General features: G+C 60.2%; 14 protein-coding genes, 1 tRNA gene and 1 pseudogene. 10 read left to right on the top strand and 6 right to left on the bottom strand.

Annotated features, from left to right (window positions below; translation table 11 throughout):
- The first annotated feature begins 81 nt into the window (after nt 1–81).
- From JF539_RS20520 to JF539_RS20505, 4 genes are read left to right on the top strand one after another with little or no spacing between them, the layout of a single operon-like run.
- On the top strand, nt 82–807 hold the full coding sequence (locus JF539_RS20520) for a hypothetical protein (RefSeq protein WP_207142606.1): 726 nt from the start codon (nt 82–84) through the stop codon (nt 805–807).
- 18 nt (nt 808–825) lie between these two features.
- On the top strand, nt 826–2652 hold the full coding sequence (locus tag JF539_RS20515; protein ID WP_328809279.1) for a type I secretion system permease/ATPase: 1827 nt from the start codon (nt 826–828) through the stop codon (nt 2650–2652).
- Nucleotides 2645–3952: an HlyD family type I secretion periplasmic adaptor subunit gene (locus tag JF539_RS20510; RefSeq protein WP_207142605.1), complete on the top strand. Its 1308-nt coding sequence runs from the start codon at nt 2645–2647 to the stop codon at nt 3950–3952. The genes JF539_RS20515 and JF539_RS20510 overlap by 8 nt, the downstream gene beginning before the upstream one ends.
- Nucleotides 3953–3988: 36 nt before the next feature.
- Complete coding sequence (locus tag JF539_RS20505) at nt 3989–4591, top strand: biliverdin-producing heme oxygenase (RefSeq protein WP_207142604.1); 603 nt, start codon at nt 3989–3991, stop codon at nt 4589–4591.
- A 16-nt stretch (nt 4592–4607) separates the two neighbouring features.
- On the opposite strand, the gene JF539_RS20500 is transcribed toward JF539_RS20505, so the two are convergent.
- The gene (locus JF539_RS20500; protein ID WP_328809286.1) at nt 4608–6536 is read right to left on the bottom strand and encodes an EAL domain-containing protein; all 1929 of its coding nucleotides are present in this window, start codon (nt 6534–6536) and stop codon (nt 4608–4610) included.
- 531 nt (nt 6537–7067) lie between these two features.
- On the opposite strand from JF539_RS20500, the gene JF539_RS20495 reads away from it, so the two are divergent.
- A complete protein-coding gene (locus JF539_RS20495; RefSeq protein ID WP_207142602.1) occupies nt 7068–7484 on the top strand; it encodes a septal ring lytic transglycosylase RlpA family protein in 417 nt (138 codons plus the stop codon).
- Nucleotides 7485–7910: 426 nt separating this feature from the next.
- On the opposite strand, the gene JF539_RS20490 is transcribed toward JF539_RS20495, so the two are convergent.
- Entirely contained in the window at nt 7911–9467 is a 1557-nt protein-coding gene (locus JF539_RS20490; protein ID WP_207142601.1) for a cryptochrome/photolyase family protein, read from the bottom strand.
- Nucleotides 9468–9667: 200 nt separating this feature from the next.
- On the opposite strand from JF539_RS20490, the gene JF539_RS20485 reads away from it, so the two are divergent.
- Nucleotides 9668–9744 (top strand) — tRNA-Arg (locus JF539_RS20485).
- A gap of 272 nt (nt 9745–10016) precedes the next feature.
- Here JF539_RS20485 and JF539_RS20480 read toward each other — a convergent pair.
- Nucleotides 10017–10250: pseudogene (locus tag JF539_RS20480) on the bottom strand (Atu4866 domain-containing protein); the annotation flags it as partial.
- A gap of 4 nt (nt 10251–10254) precedes the next feature.
- Nucleotides 10255–10821 (bottom strand): hypothetical protein, encoded by a 567-nt coding sequence (locus tag JF539_RS20475; RefSeq protein ID WP_207142599.1) that lies wholly within the window; start codon nt 10819–10821, stop codon nt 10255–10257.
- Between the two features lie 177 nt (nt 10822–10998).
- On the opposite strand from JF539_RS20475, the gene JF539_RS20470 reads away from it, so the two are divergent.
- A complete protein-coding gene (locus JF539_RS20470; protein WP_207142864.1) occupies nt 10999–11943 on the top strand; it encodes a LysR family transcriptional regulator in 945 nt (314 codons plus the stop codon).
- 75 nt (nt 11944–12018) lie between these two features.
- On the opposite strand, the gene JF539_RS20465 is transcribed toward JF539_RS20470, so the two are convergent.
- Entirely contained in the window at nt 12019–12492 is a 474-nt protein-coding gene (locus JF539_RS20465; protein WP_207142598.1) for an Rrf2 family transcriptional regulator, read from the bottom strand.
- A 120-nt stretch (nt 12493–12612) separates the two neighbouring features.
- Between JF539_RS20465 and JF539_RS20460 the strand changes: the two genes are divergently transcribed.
- The 3 genes from JF539_RS20460 to JF539_RS20450 all read left to right on the top strand — a co-directional run bounded on the left by JF539_RS20460 (nt 12613) and on the right by JF539_RS20450 (nt 16010).
- Complete coding sequence (locus tag JF539_RS20460) at nt 12613–13530, top strand: NAD(P)/FAD-dependent oxidoreductase (RefSeq protein ID WP_207142597.1); 918 nt, start codon at nt 12613–12615, stop codon at nt 13528–13530.
- Between the two features lie 11 nt (nt 13531–13541).
- Complete coding sequence (locus tag JF539_RS20455; RefSeq protein WP_207142596.1) at nt 13542–14165, top strand: class I SAM-dependent methyltransferase; 624 nt, start codon at nt 13542–13544, stop codon at nt 14163–14165.
- Nucleotides 14166–14747: 582 nt separating this feature from the next.
- Nucleotides 14748–16010 (top strand): molybdopterin molybdotransferase MoeA, encoded by a 1263-nt coding sequence (locus JF539_RS20450; RefSeq protein WP_207142595.1) that lies wholly within the window; start codon nt 14748–14750, stop codon nt 16008–16010.
- Between the two features lie 280 nt (nt 16011–16290).
- On the opposite strand, the gene JF539_RS20445 is transcribed toward JF539_RS20450, so the two are convergent.
- Nucleotides 16291–16548, bottom strand: a complete 258-nt coding sequence (locus tag JF539_RS20445; RefSeq protein ID WP_207142594.1) for a hypothetical protein — start codon at nt 16546–16548, stop codon at nt 16291–16293.
- Nucleotides 16549–16605: the final 57 nt, after the last annotated feature.

Genomic DNA, 16605 nt, shown 5'->3' with positions numbered 1-16605 from the left:
ACCCCGGCCGGAGTGCAGTCCGGCCGGGGTGTCATTGCCCGGCGAACCGGGTAACCGCAGCAAAACTCAAGGGAGTACACCATGGCTGCCACGATTGACCTGACCAGCTCTTCATCGAATTTAGTTTCCTACCTGTACAGCTGGCAGAACGGATTCACAAATAACTATGGCTCGTTCTGGAACGCAACCGACGGAATCGTAACTGTGCCGGACGATACCGCCACATACGATCAGTGGGGTGCCGGAACCAGCGGCAGCAACGGCATCGTCATGGACGGTGAGATGCAATACGCGAGCCAGGGCAATCTCACGGGCGACGTCGATACGATCACGCTGGGCACGGGCTACAGCGAGTCGACCAGCGGTGGGATTTCGGTCTCCTCGGAACTGGTGATCACCAACGATGCGTCCTTCGACACTTCCGGAGCGCTGGATGCACTCGACTATGCCATCTACGGCCTGACCGTGCTCGGTTCAACGAGCTACCTTTTCGACTATCTCGCGGAAGTCGGTACCGTTATCAATGACACAGCAGCTTCCGATGTCCTGACCGGCTTCGGGGGTGCTGACACCTTCGTGTTCTCCGGCGGAAACGATACCGTTGTCGCAAGTCCCGACGGATCTACATCCGGCTATCTGGACGGCACCGACCTGCTCGATGTGTCGGCCTGGGGCGTGACGAGCTTCGCCAGCCTCGGGATCACCGACCTCGGTTACGCCGCTCAGGTCGCCTTTGGTTCGGATAGCATCGTCCTTGTCGGCACGGACTACACCGATCTCGACGCGTCAGACTTCCTGTTTGCCTGACAAGAGGATGAACTGACGGTGGCTAAAGGCCATAAGGAATTGCTGTCCCGGCGCGATGCCGGGACAGTACTCCTGTCCATACCGGTCAAGCGGGCGATCCTCGCGCTGATTTTTGCCAGTTCCTTGTTGAACCTGCTCGCTTTGAACGGTCCTCTGTTCATGTTGCAGGTCTATGATCGTGTTCTGGCCAGCGGTAGCATTCAGACACTTGTGGCGCTCTGCGTTCTGGCCGGCGTGCTTTACTCCTTTCAGGCCATTATGGACGCACTGCGCGCGCGCCTGCTCCTGCGGCTTGGCGAAGGGTTCGATGCCCGGTTTTCCAGCGAGGTTCTGTCCGCGATTGCACGAGCACCCTTGCGCACCCGTCTTCCCGGCGACGGGCAGCAGCCGATGCGCGACTTGGATTGCGTCCGGGCGTTTCTCGCCGGGCCCGGGCCCGGCGCCTTTTTCGATCTGCCCTGGGTCCCCTTCTACCTGGCCGTCTGCTTTCTGCTTCACTTCTGGCTCGGAGTGACCGCCCTTGCCGGCGCCGTTTTGATGTTCGCGATCACCCTTGCTTCGGATATTGCCGTGCGGGGACCCGCAAGAACCGCGACGCAGAAAGGCGTCGAGCGCGCAGCTCTGTCGGAATCCGCCCGGCGGAACGCGGAAAGCATCCGGGCCATGGGCATGGAACACTCCATTCACGTTAGATGGCAGGACAGCAACGACGCCTATCTGAACGCAAATCGCAAGAGCGCCGATTTCGGCTCCGCCATGAACGGTGCTTCCCGCTCGCTTCGACAGGCCCTGCAGTCGGCGATTCTGGCTGTCGGTGCCTGGCTCGTGATCCAGCAGGAGGCCTCGGCCGGTGTCATGATTGCAGCGTCCATCATGATGGGTCGCGCCATGGCGCCGGTCGATACAGCCATAAGCCAATGGAAGCATTTCGTCACCGCCCGGCAGGGATGGCAACGCCTGAAGACCATCGTCCGGGACTTCGGCACACAGGAACGCGTGTTGAAACTGCCGCCGCCCGCCCGGTCCCTTCAGGTGAGCGACATCGTCGTCGTGCCCCCCGGAGGCCAGGCCCCCGGCCTTGCAAACATTTCATTTCTCCTGGAGGCGGGGTCTGCACTCGGCGTCATCGGTCCGTCCGGCTGCGGCAAAACCACACTTGCACGAGCGATTGCCGGTATATGGCAAACGGTGCGAGGTGAGATCCGCATTGATGGCGCTACTCTGGACCAGTGGGATCCGGCCTATCTCGGCAGGCATGTCGGCTATCTGCCACAGAGCGCCGAACTTTTTGAAGGAACGATTGCCCAAAATATCGCACGTTTTCAGCATGATGCGTCCGATGCGTCCATTGTCGACGCCGCGAAGGCGGCGCGCGCGCATGACTTCATCACTGCGCTTCCCCAAGGATATCAAACCGTAATCGGGATAGACGGCGCCGGGCTTTCCGGCGGCCAGAAGCAGAGGATCGGTCTGGCGCGTGCGCTGTACGGCGATCCGTTTCTGCTGGTGCTGGACGAACCCAACGCGAACCTGGACGCCGGCGGCGAGGCAGGACTGCTTGAAGCGATCCAGCATCAGAAAGACCGGAACGGCATCGCGGTGGTGATCGCACACCGGCCCAGTGCAATGGCTGCCGTGGATCAGATCCTCCTGCTTGAGAACGGTCGCGCCAAGTCCTACGGGCCCAAGGAACAGGTGCTTGCGCAAGTGTTGAAAAAACCCGTTCCCGCCGCGACGTCTCCCGGAGCGCAGATGATCAATCCCCTGCGTGTCGTGGCAAACGGTTCCGTTCAGGGGGACATCCAAACCGCCCCGATGACCGAACAGGGAAAAGAAAATGAGTAGAAAGACCGCGTTGAAACGCTCGCTTTCCAGGCACATTCTCCTGTGCGGCATCATGAGCCTCGCGCTTGGAATAAGCGTTGTCGGCTGGGCAGCCGCGACCACGCTGGCCGGTGCGGTGGTCGCCCCAGGCACGTTCGTCGTGGAAACTTACGTCAAGGCGGTCCAGCACCCGACCGGGGGCGTTGTCGGCAGTCTTTTTGTCAAGGAAGGGCAGAAGGTCGAAGCCGGGGAGATCCTTCTGACGCTGGACGACACGGAAGCCCGCACCAATCTTGCCATTGTCACCAAGCGCCATAACGAATTGACGTCGCGCCTTGAAAGACTGCGGGCCGAGCGGGACGACATGAAGCGGATCGCTTTTTCAAAAAGGCTGCTTGCGCTCTCTGAAAGAGACGCGGATGTCAGAGAGGCCGTGCGGAGCGAGAATTTTCTGTTTGCCTTCCGCCGGAATCTCAGAGACAGCAAGAAAGCGCAGCTCCGAGAGCGGATCGCACAATACCGGCACGAGATCGACGGATATTCGACTCAGCGCAGCGCATACACGCGCGCGCTTGACGTACTCGAAGACGAGATCGCCTCGCTCAAACCCCTTTATACCCAGAAGCTCGTATCCGTTCAGAGGCTGAGCGCCCTTGAGCGGGAAGCCGCCTCCTTCGAGGGCGACCGCGGCGAAGCCACGGCAGCCGCAGCTCAGGCCGCGGGCCGCATCGCCGAGGCTGAACTCCAGATCCTGCAGATCGAGCAGGATTTCAAGACCGAAGTCGGCCGGAGCCTCAGCGAGGTCCAGATGGAGATCGGCGAACTGGTCGAGCGGAAACATGCGGCGGAAGAGGAACTGCGGCGCATCGACATTCGCGCGCCGCAATCCGGCACCGTGCATCAGCTCGCCGTTCATACGGTAGGCGGCGTTGTGTCTCCCGCGGACAGGATCATGCTTGTCGTTCCGGAAAACGACAGCCTGTCACTGGATGTGAGGGTCATGCCGGAGGATGTCGACCAGCTCTTTGTCGGCCAGAGCGCACTGGTTCGTCTCAGCGCATTCAGCCAGCGCACCACGCCGGAGCTCAACGGCCGGGTCGAACGGATCGCGGCGGACCTGAGCGAGGATCCCCAAACCGGCACCGCCTTCTATCTGGTCCGGGTTTTCCTTCCCGAGGCGGAACGCAAACGCCTGAACGGTCTGGTTCTCGTGCCGGGCATGCCGGCCGAAACCTTTATCCAGACCCGCAAGCGCACCGCGCTGTCCTATCTTTTCAAGCCGCTCACCGACCAGGTTCAGCGCGCTTTCCGCGAGGAATAACAAACCCTCCCGTTCTCTCCAGCCACAGGATCAGGCATGACGCACACAGAGCCCCCACGGATCTCGGATGCCCCCCTCAGCAAACTTCTGAAGGCGGCCACAAGCCACACGCACGACCTACTGGACAATGAGATCATGGCGGCGCGGCCATTCGCCAGCCTTCAGAGATACCGCCGCTTCTTGTGCATGCAATATGTGCTCCACCGGGATGCCTGTGGCCTGTACGAGGACGCCGCGCTGCAGGCGCTCATTCCACCGCTCGCCACACTGGCGCGCCTGCCGGCGATCATGGCGGACATGGCCGATCTGGGTGTCCTCATGCCCGGCGTTCCGGCTGCGGAAACCGCGTCCGTCCCGCCGGATATGGCCGAAGGGCTCGGATGGCTCTACGTCCTGGAAGGCTCCAACCTCGGCGCCGCCTTTCTCTACAAGGCGGCCCTGAAGCTCGGTCTTTCGGACAGCCATGGCGCACGCCACCTCGCGGCGTCTCCCGACGGTCGGGCCGCGCAGTGGCGGCGCTTCACCGCCTGTCTCGATACGGCCGAGCTCGACGGGAGTGCCCGGGAACGCGCCACCGCCGGCGCGGAGGCCGCGTTCTCGCATGCCCGCAGCCTTGCAGCCCGCTTTCTGGGACAATAGTGGGAACGCGGATACGCTACCGTTCCCACAGCCAGGGTTCCGGGGCTCCGAAATAGCAGCCGAGAGCAGCTTCCACATTCAGATCCCGCAGGGTTGCCGCCTCTTCGGCCGTCTCCACATGTTTGGCGATGACCTTGATGCCGAGTTCGTTCGCGGCCCGGACAAGTCCGCCCAGGATGGCCGCCTTCGCCGGTTCTTCCACCACCTGCTGGGTCAGGCCGGCCTCCAGCTTGAGCCATTCGACCCGCATGCCGGTGAGCCGGCACAGAACCGGCCAGTGACCGGCAAAGTCGTCGATCGCCGTCTGGCAACCGAGATCGCTGACGAACCGGAAAAAGGATTCAACCGTCGCCGGTTCGCGCAGATAGTCCCTTTCGCCGATCTCCAGGCACAACCGGGAGGCCAGCAAGGGGTTGGCGGACAAACGATTGAACAGCCCGTCCCGGATCTCGGGCGCGCGGGCCGATTCCGCCGAAACGCTCACGCTCAGGAAGGTGCGAGCCCCGCAGTCTTCCGCAGTGTCCAGGACCCTCTCCAGGGTCCAACTGTCGACCTGCGCGATCAGCCCGCTCCGCCGCGCCGCGGAAATCCAGCCGTGCGAAGTCTGGCCCTCCGGCCGGTCCGCCTGCAGGCGCAGCAGCACATCGGAACCGCAGACACTGCCTTTCTTCAGATCGACGATCGGTGCGACGTGCAATGAAAGTTCGTTGCCCCTGAAATGTCCCGGGTCCTGCACTTCCGCCGGAACCCCGCACGAAGGGCTGCAATCCTTGGACTGAACGGTGTGGAGATGAACCGACCGGCCCCCCACCCGCTTTCCGCGAAGGCACGCACGGTCGGCAAGCACCAGTATCGCGGAGGCATCGAAGTCCGAAAGCGGCAGACAGGTGTCTATATAGGCGATCCCGATAGAGGCGCTGATGGTGAAAACGCGGTCGGCCACCTCGAGCCGGATACGGCCGAGCGCATCGAGGATCTGTTCCGCGACATCCAGCGCCATGCCTTCGCTGGCCACCGGCACCATGCCGGCGAATTCGTCGCCCCCGATCCGGGCAGCGGTTCCGAACGCCCCGACACACAGGCGCAGGCAGGTGGCCACACGCAGCAGCATGTCGTCGCCCGCGTCGTGCCCGCCGAGATCGTTGACCTTCTTGAATTCGTCCAGATCGATGTAAAAAACGGCCAGACCGGTTTCCTTCTCGGTCGCGAGACGATCCATTTCACGCTTGAGCGATCTCGTGAACGCACGCCGGTTTTCCAGTCCGGTCAAGGGATCCTGGTAGGCCAGCCGCTTGTTTTCGGCGACTTCGCGCGGGCAATCGACATTCCGCCGCAAGATAGCCATGGTGGCCGCAGCATCGTTCTGACCGCTGTCAGCACCCGGAACGGACACCAGCCGGATTTCGCACATTTGACGCCCGCCCAGATGATCGGCCGCTTCAAAGCCGTGGTTCTCGGCAATGTAGAGCGTTTGCGGCAGCTCTTCTCCGATCGCGTCAAGCGTCTCGATCAGCATGCCGATTTGGCAGTTCCCGCCAATAGCGTCGCGCAGCGTCCTTGCCCTGTCCTCAAGCGTTTGCCCGCGCTCGAACACCAGAACGTCGTCCGGAAAATGTTCAAGCAGACGGCCGGCGCTTTCCGTTGCGTCATTCGGCAGTTCGTTGGCGGCAGTTCGGTTGTTCGCCGACGCGGCGTTTTCCACGGCTTCCGGGCCGTCGAACTGAACGAGGACCGCCTGATGCTCTCCGGTCAGCGAAACGAAGGAGGTGCAAATCAGATTTTCACACAATACGGCGCCCGAACGCAGCGAAATCGGCGCACTGAGTTGCGCCGGAACGCCGCCGAAGGCAGCGGACAGCACCGGTTCGAAGCGGTTCCAGCTTGTTGACGACAAAAGACTCTTGAGGTTGTGAGGCACCGTTTCGACGCCCGCTTCGGCGCACACGGCGTTCAAACGTTTGTTTTTAAACAGAATGCGGCCGTCCCGCACGACATAGGCAGCCGCATGGGGCAGCACCTCTAAAAGGGAGGTGTGAAACCCGGTAAGCGAATTTGCGTCTCCGGGGCCGGATTTCCTCCGCCGGTCACCCGTTAACCGAGCGCTGACTTGCACCAGAATGTCCTTTCGAAATGGGTCTGCGTGGCGCCTTTTTGAAAACGTTGAAGCGCCTTTTCTATGAATGAATCTCTAACATAATTTAGGTCGAATTTGGGTTCGTTAAACTATACCCACAGGTCTTAGGATTTTTATCGTAAACAAATTGTTTATCTTCTGGATAAAAATAAATATAAAATTAGATCTACTTTCCGTCTTACCTGTTGCCAAGCCTGGCGTGACCTTACAATTCCCCAGAGGCAGACCGCCACAATTTTATCATCCTGCTGACGCATTCGCGCCCTTCCCGGGTGATATTGGGCCGCGTTTCGATTATCGCCTTTCCCGTGAGGAGGGCCGAACCCACGGCAGGGAACCGTCATGTTTTCACCGATCAAACCTTGCGGCTTGCGAAGCGCCGCCGTAATCGCTGCAGCCGCGCTTGCGCTGATCATCCCGCAAGGCGCGTCCGCCGGCAGTTTTCACCAGTGCGGCAAGGCGTCCTGGTACAAATTGAGGGGCACCACCGCGAGCGGCGAGCGGGCCGATCCGGCCGGGCTGACCGCCGCGCACCGTACACTGCCCTTCGGCACTCTTGTCGACGTGACAAACCTCTCCAACGGCAAAACGGTGACGGTACGGATCAACGACAGGGGGCCGTACTCCGGCGGCCGCGTCATCGACCTGACCCTCCAGGCGGCAAGCGAACTCGGCTTCGTCAACAAGGGCATCACGCGCGTGCGGGTGTCCGGCCAATCCGCGAAAGAAACGGCGAAGCTCGGGAAAAACTGCCGCTAGCCCATCAGTCTCCGGCAGGCGCATACCCCCGCCGGATGCCCCGGAAACTCCCCCGCATCCTGCGGCATAGGGATCCGCGGAACTGTCCCCGGCGTCCTCTACCGCGGGATTGCCTGAGGGCTGATTTTCCGTCGCCGGTCCGCCAAACAGGTTTCATTTCGAGGTCTTGTACATTCACGTCCGATTGAGTGTGAATAACGATCAGTCGCATTAGGGTGAATCAAAAAATAAAATATTTTACGGTAATGACAATCGCCGAAGATGCCGGTAGAGTTGCGGCCGTGGTCGATGGGGCCACGTGCACAGTAACTTTTTTCGCGCAGCTTTTTATAGCTGCGCGTTTTTTTTATCCGGCGTTTATCCTGCCTGTTTCCGCCGAAAATGCGCCTTGCGCGGCTTGAAGCCGGGACCTTTCCGGAAACATTATTAAACCTCGGCGCCCGATCTTAATCGCTTCAGAAATTCGGACGCGGTTTCAAGATAAGATTGTTTCCGGCCAGCCTCCATTCTGCGCCACGACGCATAGGGTTGCGCCAGGCGCGGATTGCCTTGCAGAACATCCGTGTTGCGGTCCAGAAAATGCCAGTAGAGCGCGTTGAACGGACAGGCTCCCTCTCCGGTTTTCGTCCGGACGTCATAAGCACAGGTCGCGCAGTAATCCGACATCCTGTCGATATAGTTGCCGCTGGACATGTAAGGTTTCGACGCCAGCAGCCCGCCGTCGGCGAACTGGCTCATGCCCAGCGTGTTGGGCAGTTCGACCCACTCGTAGGCATCCGCGTAGACCGCCAGATACCATTCGTGCACCTCACGGGGATCGACGCCGGCAAGCAGTGCGAAATTGCCCGTGATCATCAGCCGCTGGATGTGATGGGCGTAGGCTTCCTCCAGGGTCTGTCCGACCGTCTCCGAAAGACAGCGCATGCCCGTCCTGCCGGTCCAGTAGAAGCCCGGCAGCGGTGCGCTTGCCCGGAAGACGTTCCCGTCGCCGTAGGACGGCATCTTCAGCCAGTAGACGCCGCGCACGTATTCCCGCCAACCAAGGATCTGGCGGATGTAGCCCTCCGCGGCGTTGATCGGCACCTGGCCCTCCCGGTACGCCGTCTCCACCTTGCGGCAAAGGTCCATCGGATCGAGCAAGCCGGCATTCAGATAGACCGACAGAACGGAGTGGAAGAGAAATTTTTCCCCCCTCAGCATGGCGTCCTGATAGGTGCCGAAGTCGGCCAGGGCGGTTTCCAGAAAATGGCCGAGGGCGGCTTCCGCGTCCGCGCGCGTCACCGCGAACCAGAAGGGCCCCAGAGCACCCGGATGATCCGGAAACCGGTCTTCGACCAGTTTCAGGACCTCTTTCGTGATCCTGTCCGGCGCAAATCGCCTCGGCTCCGGCATGAAGAGATCCGGCCGGGCGGGCTTGCGATTGTCCGCGTCGTAATTCCATTTGCCGCCGGCCGGCTTGCCGCCGTCCATGAGCAGGCCGGTCTTCTTGCGCATCTCCCGGTAGAAATGCTCCATCCGCAGCTGTTTCCGCACGCCTGCCCAGGCGCGGAACTCCGGCAGCGAACAGAAAAAGCGGGTGTCGGTCAGGAGTTCCACGGAAAGCCCCAGGGCCTGTTGCCATCCGCGCATGTCTTCCAGGACGCGCCACTCCCCCGGCTCGGTGACGAGGAGCCTTTTCGGGGCCAGCCGCGCGCAGGCCCGGGCGACCTCTCCCTGGAAGCTGCCGGTATTGTCTGCGGCATCGAGCTTCACATAGTCGACCGCCCATCCCTTGTCCCGAAGCTCCTCGGCAAAATGGCGCATGGCGGAAAACAGGAAGGCGATCTTCTTCTTGTGATGACGCACATAGGTCGCCTCCTCCGTTACCTCCACCATCAGCACCCGGTCCCGCGCCGGATCGGCCCTTCTCAGGCTCGATATGCCGGTCGTCAACTGATCCCCGAGGACCAGAACAAGGTTGCGGCAGCCGTTCTTTTCTTTCATCTCGTGGCCCTGGCTTGGGTGTCGTTCAGGACAGATACGCAGCAGGCGCGCCGCCCTATCACCCCGGCGTGCATTTTTCCGTTCGGACGCCGATGGCCCAGCTGGATATCTTGTCCAAAATCTCAGAAAGCCGTTGCCCAAGCCGGGCAGATGAAGTATCAGACCCCTCTATCCGCCGCGCGGTTTCCCGCGCGCGACGAGCACCCGTAGCTCAGCTGGATAGAGCGCTGCCCTCCGAAGGCAGAGGTCACAGGTTCGAATCCTGTCGGGTGCGCCATTTTTCTATCCTGAATGCAATTGAGTAACAGTTCCTGATCCGATTTCAGTGCCTCCGTTTTTGTGCGCGGAAGCACCACGAAAGCGGTCAAGAGAAGAACTGAACTGTGATACCGAACGATCTCTCCATCAAGGCAAGCGCGCCGAAACCCGGCTAAGGCAACTTCACGATTTTTCCTCGAATGAACAAGTCTGGTGCATTAAGAAGAAATGTCTCCGCGACTTTCAAGCATTCCCAGGCTGTCATGTTGCGGAGACACTGCTGACACCAGCCTATTGGCGATAGAGCACCATCCCTGCGTGATGGAGCACGCCGTCGATGAAATCGCCATCGGCGGTGAAGCCCGTATCGTCCCAATACTCTATATGTGAACCGGTCACTTCGTAGCGGCCTTCATAGGCGCGCTCCCGCAAGCCCCGGGCCTCGACATAACGGCCATTGGGCAGCAGCTCGTGGCGGATTTGGCCATCCTCTGTCACCCACAGGCCGACATAGGGGTGAGGCGCAGCGTCACTCATCGTTTTTTTTAAGCGCGTCGTAATAGGGCTGGATGGTGTCTGCCTCGACAATCCAGGCGTAGTTCAATTCCTGGCGGATCTTCCAGGCCCCCTCGTCACACTCCCAGCCCAGTTGCGACCGTCCCTTGAAGGGGATGACGCTGCCGTCAAGACGATCAATCGTGCCGACAAAACCCAATGTCGTTGACGAAATGCGCTGCCCCAGAAGCTCGCTGTGGCCTTCGGTCAAAGCATGCAGAACGGATCTGGCACCGGCCTGCAAGCCTTCCCAATTTGCCCCATAGATCGCGCCATTGTCGAAAAGCTGGCTCTCGCCGGGAGCAAAATTGTCGTAAAAAACACCCGCCGGGTCTTCCATGTCGTAATAGCGGGCCATCTTGTCGGCAAAGACGAACTCCGCGTCGCCGGCACGCTTCTCCCAGCCTTCCATGATCCAGTGTTTATGCAGGGCCAGAGGCGCATCCGCGCCGGAGCTGGCACAGGTGAGCGTATCCGCCAGGGCGGGACTTGAGACGAAGAGGGCGAGCAGGCCCACAGTCAGGTTTTTCAATCGTGTCATCGGTCACTTCCGCATGTTTCATGCCTGGTTTCCCCATGGGATGTGAGCGCATGAGCGCCCCGCGTCCCTTGGCATCACTGACCTGAACCGGTCAGGACAGGGCCAAGCTAGACAGACAGAACTGTTGCCGGTATTCCCTCATTCATGATCAAATTGGTTAGCTGAGCTTTACAATTGATGGATCTCAACCTGCTCAAGATTTTCCTCGCCGTGGCAGAGGAGGAAAACTTTCGCGCCGCCTCCGAGCGATTGGGAGTCACCCGATCGGCGGTAAGCCAGGGCATTCGAAAGCTGGAAGATCAATGCGGCGTCGCCCTGTGCAACCGGACAACCCGCAGTGTCAGCCTGACCGAAGCCGGTGAACGGCTGCTGGCCGGCATTCAGACCCCACTGCAAAACGTGGAGACCGCGCTTGAAGCGGTTGCCGGTGACAGCGCGCCGTCCGGAGTGCTGCGGATCGCCGCCACCTCAATTGCCGAGCCTTTTCTATCCGGTCCGCTGCTGGCGCAATTTGCCGCCGATTATCCGGGCATCACCCTGGACATTACCGTAACGGACGAAGAATTCGATATTGTCGCCCAAGGTTATGACGCCGGTGTGCGCCTGGGAGAGGTGATCAAACAGGACATGATCGCCGTTGCCATTGGCGGGCAGGAACGGGAGGTGGTGGTCGCCGCGCCCAGCTATCTGGACCGGCGTGGCGCCCCGGTCCACCCGCGCGATCTGGTGCATCACCGGTGCATCGGCTGGCGTCCCGCGCCCGGCATTGCCCCCTATCGCTGGGAGTTCTCAGAAGACGGCGAGGACTTCGATGTCGCCGTCGCGCCCCAGGTGACAACCAATGACCTGCGGCTCATGGTGCGCATGGCTCTGGCCGGGGGCGGCATCACCTTTCTGACGGAAAGCAGCCTCAGGCCCCACCTTGAAAGCGGTGCGCTGATCCCCCTCTTATCGGCGTTTCTGCCGCCGTTTCCGGGCTTTCATCTCTATTTCCCCGCGCGGCGCAACATGGCTCCGAAACTTCGCGCCCTCATCGATCACGTGAAGGGGACCTCTTTTTTAGCTGCGGACTTCAAATCAAACAGTGAATGCCGGAGCATACGATCCACGGTCGAGGTATAATATTTTCAGAATTTAGCTGTTCCGATTTTTCGATAGGTCCATTCAATTGGGTATCGCAGGCATATCCCGATATGCCTAAGATTTTTCCGAAATTGTGGAACAAGACTGTCTCTCAGCTGATCGAATTCCTTCGAAACGACGCTCGAAATCCTGGGCCAATTCTTCAACCGCTATCTGCGAGAACTGTTCCAACAGGCGCTCCTCGGCTTCCAACAGTGTTGCCTCAAGTCTGGCATCAACGGCTTGCTCAACCAGGCAATTTGCCGGCTCTGCTTCCGAGCCGAAATTAAACAGGGGCGGACGACCGACGGCCTCGTAAACATCGCACAAGGATATCTCGGTCAAGGGGCGCGCGAGCTGCCAGCCTCCGCCGTGACCTTTTTCCGAAGTTACAATTCCTCTCTCCCGTAACCCAGCCATCATGCGGCGAACCACCACGGCATTGGTCGTGATCATTTTCGCGATCTGATCCGACGTCGCGCGTTCTACGTGCCGGTCCAGGTGGATCAAGACGTGCAGCATGCGAGACATGCGTAAATCGCGGGGCATCTATGACGGTCCTTTTCTAGCTTTTCCTTCCCTATCACCTGTCACGCAACAATCAAAGTTTCATGTCTTGCCTTCAGGCAAAAACTCTCGTAACACTTAATGATACATGGAGGCATAATCTTGGACTACGATGTCATCATAATTGGCGGCAGCTTCGCGGGCCTGTCCGCCGCCATGCAGCTCGCCCGTGCCCGCCGGCGCGTCCTGATCGTTGATACAGGCACGCCACGCAATCGGTTTTCCGCGTCATCGCATGGGTTTCCGGGGCAGGACGGGAGACAGCCAGCAGCTATCCTGGCCACGCTGCGCAGCGAACTCGCGGCTTATCCCACTGTCGACTTTCGAGAGGAGCAGTCGGAGGCTGCTGTCCGAGAAGGAGCGCGTTTTCGCATTTCCTTGGCAGGTAGCACAGAAAAGACGGGACGCCGCATCATCCTCGCCTATGGGGTACGGGACAGCTTGCCAGACCTTCCGGGGCTATCCGAACGCTGGGGCGTCTCGGTGCTCCATTGCCCCTATTGCCACGGTTACGAATTGAACAATCAGCCGATCGGGGTTCTGGCCCGGGATGGCATCGCCCAGCATCAAGCGATGCTACTGCCGGATTGGGGGCCGACGACCCTTTTCACGCAGCGCTCGTTCAACCCTGACCCGAAGCAGGCCGAAAACCTAGCGGCGCGTGGTGTGAAAATCGAAAACGTACCAGTTGCAAAACTACTTGGTCCTGGCCCATCTCTGGAGGCCGTTCAACTCGTCGACGGCCGCAGGATCCCGCTGAACGCTCTGTTTCTGGCACCGCAGACTTCCCCGTCGTGTGACCTTGCAGAACAGTTGAATTGTGCGACCAAACCCGGACCAACCGGTTTGTATCTAGACGTGGATGAGACGCAGGCGACTTCGATCCCCGGCGTTTTTGCCGCCGGTGATGTGGCCAGCCCGATGCCGAACGCAACACTCGCCGCAGCGGCAGGCGTCATAGCTGGGGGAGCTGCGCATCGTTCCCTGATATTCGATCCCGACTTAACACTTGGCGCCTGAAGGAGCTTCCCATGCAGACGGCAACGCGAAAAAAATTCTGGAACGACCATTACCGCAAAGGATCCTCAACCTCGTCCGGCCGACCGGGCACGGCCCTGGCTCAATTCACTGCGCCGCTCACGCCAGGCACCGTTTTGGAGCTTGGCTGCGCGAAAGGTGACGATGCGATCTGGCTGGCGCGGCGGGGATGGCAAGTAACGGCGGTCGATGTCTCCTCAGTCGCGCTTGACCTTGCCGCGAAGAATGCGCGACAGGCGGGCGTTTCCGAAAATCTGCGGTTCGAAGAACACGATCTTGCCGTGTCCTTCCCGCAGGGCTCCTTCGATCTGGTTACCGCGAGCTTTTTGCACGCACCTCAAGATTGGCCGCGCGCGAAAGTCTTGCGACAGGCCGCAGATGCTGTTGACACGGGTGGACATCTTTTGATCGTGGACCACGGATCGAGAGCTCCATGGTCCTGGGCACCGGAAGACACGGTGTATCCCACTGCCGAGGACACGCTTGCATCTCTGGAACTTGTAGAGAGCACTTGGCAGCGTTGTTGCGTATGCCCCATCTCCCGCATGACGACTGGACCGGAAGGACAAAGTGCCATCGTGACAGACACCATAATATTCCTTCGGCACCTAAACTGAGATGCATTCGTTGTCCGAGCACCAGATGGATTTCAAACCGTCCAAACGATGCGAAAGGGAAAGCGGTTGGCGAGGCGTTCCTCAAGGTGCAGCGCTCGGAGCCCAAGAGCTACGATCATGAACATGATGATGAAGGCGCTCACAGTGTCTCGCTGAACCGCAAACCTCGTACGGTTCGTCTACTTGGACGAGGTCGAAAAAAGCGACCTTCAGCCGAAAAGACTTTGCTTCGATTTCTTTCCGGAGGCTGTGGCCCGGCTCAGACATTGCTCTCTGTAGTGGGAACTGGCCTTCCAAGAACATGCGCTGCTGCGTTGAAAGAGTTTTCTCAAATGATCGTTTGTCGGAAAAAGACGCAATAAGTTGGCTACCGCAAAGCGGATGGCGGTCCCTTGAACTTCTTGCGGTTGCTGTTCGAGAAATTGAAATCTTGATTGCTCGACGCACAAGGCTTTTTACGAAATAAAGAAACAAGTGACACCCGGCAGCGCTTGACCGTGATCAAGGGGATTTGCTGCGGAACTCTCTAAGCTTCTGTCAGATTTCAGACCAGAGCATCGACGGATTTCGGGAACGACAGCCATGAAAGAGACCACTTACGCGGAGTGTTGCGACAGCGTTCGGGACAAGAAGCTCTCGACCGTCGAGGAAGCCGTGGCCAGCGCCGTCGGTCTTTGCAGCACGATATCCGAAACCGAGGACGTGGCACTGCCCGAAGCCGCAGGACGGGTGAGTTTCGGCGATACCATTTCGCTCTTCTCGCTGCCGATCCATGAGCATTCGGCAGTCGATGGATTTGCGCTGGGAGGCAGCGGCCGGAGACCCTTCAGGATCGTCGGCAGGCTGATTGCCGGCGACAGCGTGAAAGGCGGCCGGATCGGGGAGAACGAGGCCGTTCGCATCATGACGGGCGCGCCGACCCCCAGCGGCACGAAAGCGGTCGTGATGCAGGAGCATGCGACCGTGTCGGACGGCGCCGTCACGCCGACCTTCGATGTGCCGGAAGGCGACAATATCCGCCGCGCCGGCGAGGACGTCAAAGCCAACGACATTCTGGTGCGGGGCGGCACGCGGTTCGACGCCCGCCATACCGCCCTTCTGACCGCGAGCGGCTACCAGCGGGTCTGTGTCGTCAGAAAAGTGCGGGTCGCCGTGCTTTCAACCGGGAACGAACTGCGCGATACGGGCGTCGGCATGGGGCCGGGACATATCTTCGACACCAATCGCCCGATGCTGAAGACCCTGCTTGCTTCCAACGCGGTCGAGACGACAGACCTGGGAATTATCAGGGACGACCGGGATCTCATCGCGCAAACCCTGAAAGAGGCTGCGCGGGATCACGACATGATCGTCACGTCCGGGGGTGTCTCGGTCGGAGAAGAGGATCATCTGAAATCGGCGGTGGTTCAGGCCGGCGGCGCGATTGAAAACTGGCGCATGGCGATCAAACCCGGCAAGCCGGTCGCTCTCGGCAGGATCGGCAAGGCCGTCTATCTGGGGCTGCCCGGAAACCCTCTTGCCTGTTTTGTCGATTTTCTGCTCCTGGGCCGGCCGATCCTGGAGGAATTGTGTGGCGCGATGCGCCGCGATCCTCTCGTTCAGCATGCCAGGGCCGCCTTCAGCTGGAAACGCAGGCCGGGTCGTCAGGAGTTTTTCCCCTGCAACATCGTCGGCTCCACGGAAGAGGGTTTGCCGCTGCTGGAAAAAACAGGCCGGGCAGGGTCCGCACGGCTGATGCCGTTGATCGAGGCAGATGGCCTGGGCGTCGTCGGTCCCAAATGCGCCGAGGTGGCGCCGGGAAGCCCGCTGCGGTTCTACCCGTTCCGCGCGGATATGGGACTTTAGCGTACGGACCCATAAAGTTCTGCTTTCAGGCCAAACCGCAGCTCGGCCGGTTCCGAAACCGGCCCCTCGCTACCCGTTTGGCGTGCGTGTGCGCAATCTCCAGCGAACGGCCGACCGAAATCCTTTCCGATCGCATCGAGTTCATTCCAACCGAGTTACAGCCAACGCCAGGGCCGGTGCGGTCCGTACCGGTAAGGGTCTCGGTCCGGCGACCGACAGGTTTCGTATCTGACCGCACCGGGAACGGGACCCGTTTCAAGAGCCCCGCCCCGGTCGCGCCTTAAACGGTCGCGCCCCTGTGTCTTATCGCACATCCGAGACTTCCAGCCAGAACACCGACGATGACGGCGACAGCCAGGTCCACAAGCCTGATTTCGGACACGTGGAACCCTGTGAAAACCAGTGTTTCCATCACACCGACGATGCCCCCCATGATCGATGCGAGGATCCAGTTTCTGGTCATCATCCCCAGACCAAGACCAAAGATACCGGGAAAGCTGAGGACATTTCCCCCGATGGTTCCAAGTAGATCGAGCATGCTGAGGCCTTTTCCTGAAAATCATGAGGTGGGCGAGCGCCGCCTTGCATCGGCGGC

This window comes from Roseibium aggregatum, from assembly GCF_017309185.1.
Taxonomy (GTDB): domain Bacteria; phylum Pseudomonadota; class Alphaproteobacteria; order Rhizobiales; family Stappiaceae; genus Roseibium; species Roseibium aggregatum_B.
This window is presented reverse-complemented; position numbering and strand designations above follow the sequence as displayed.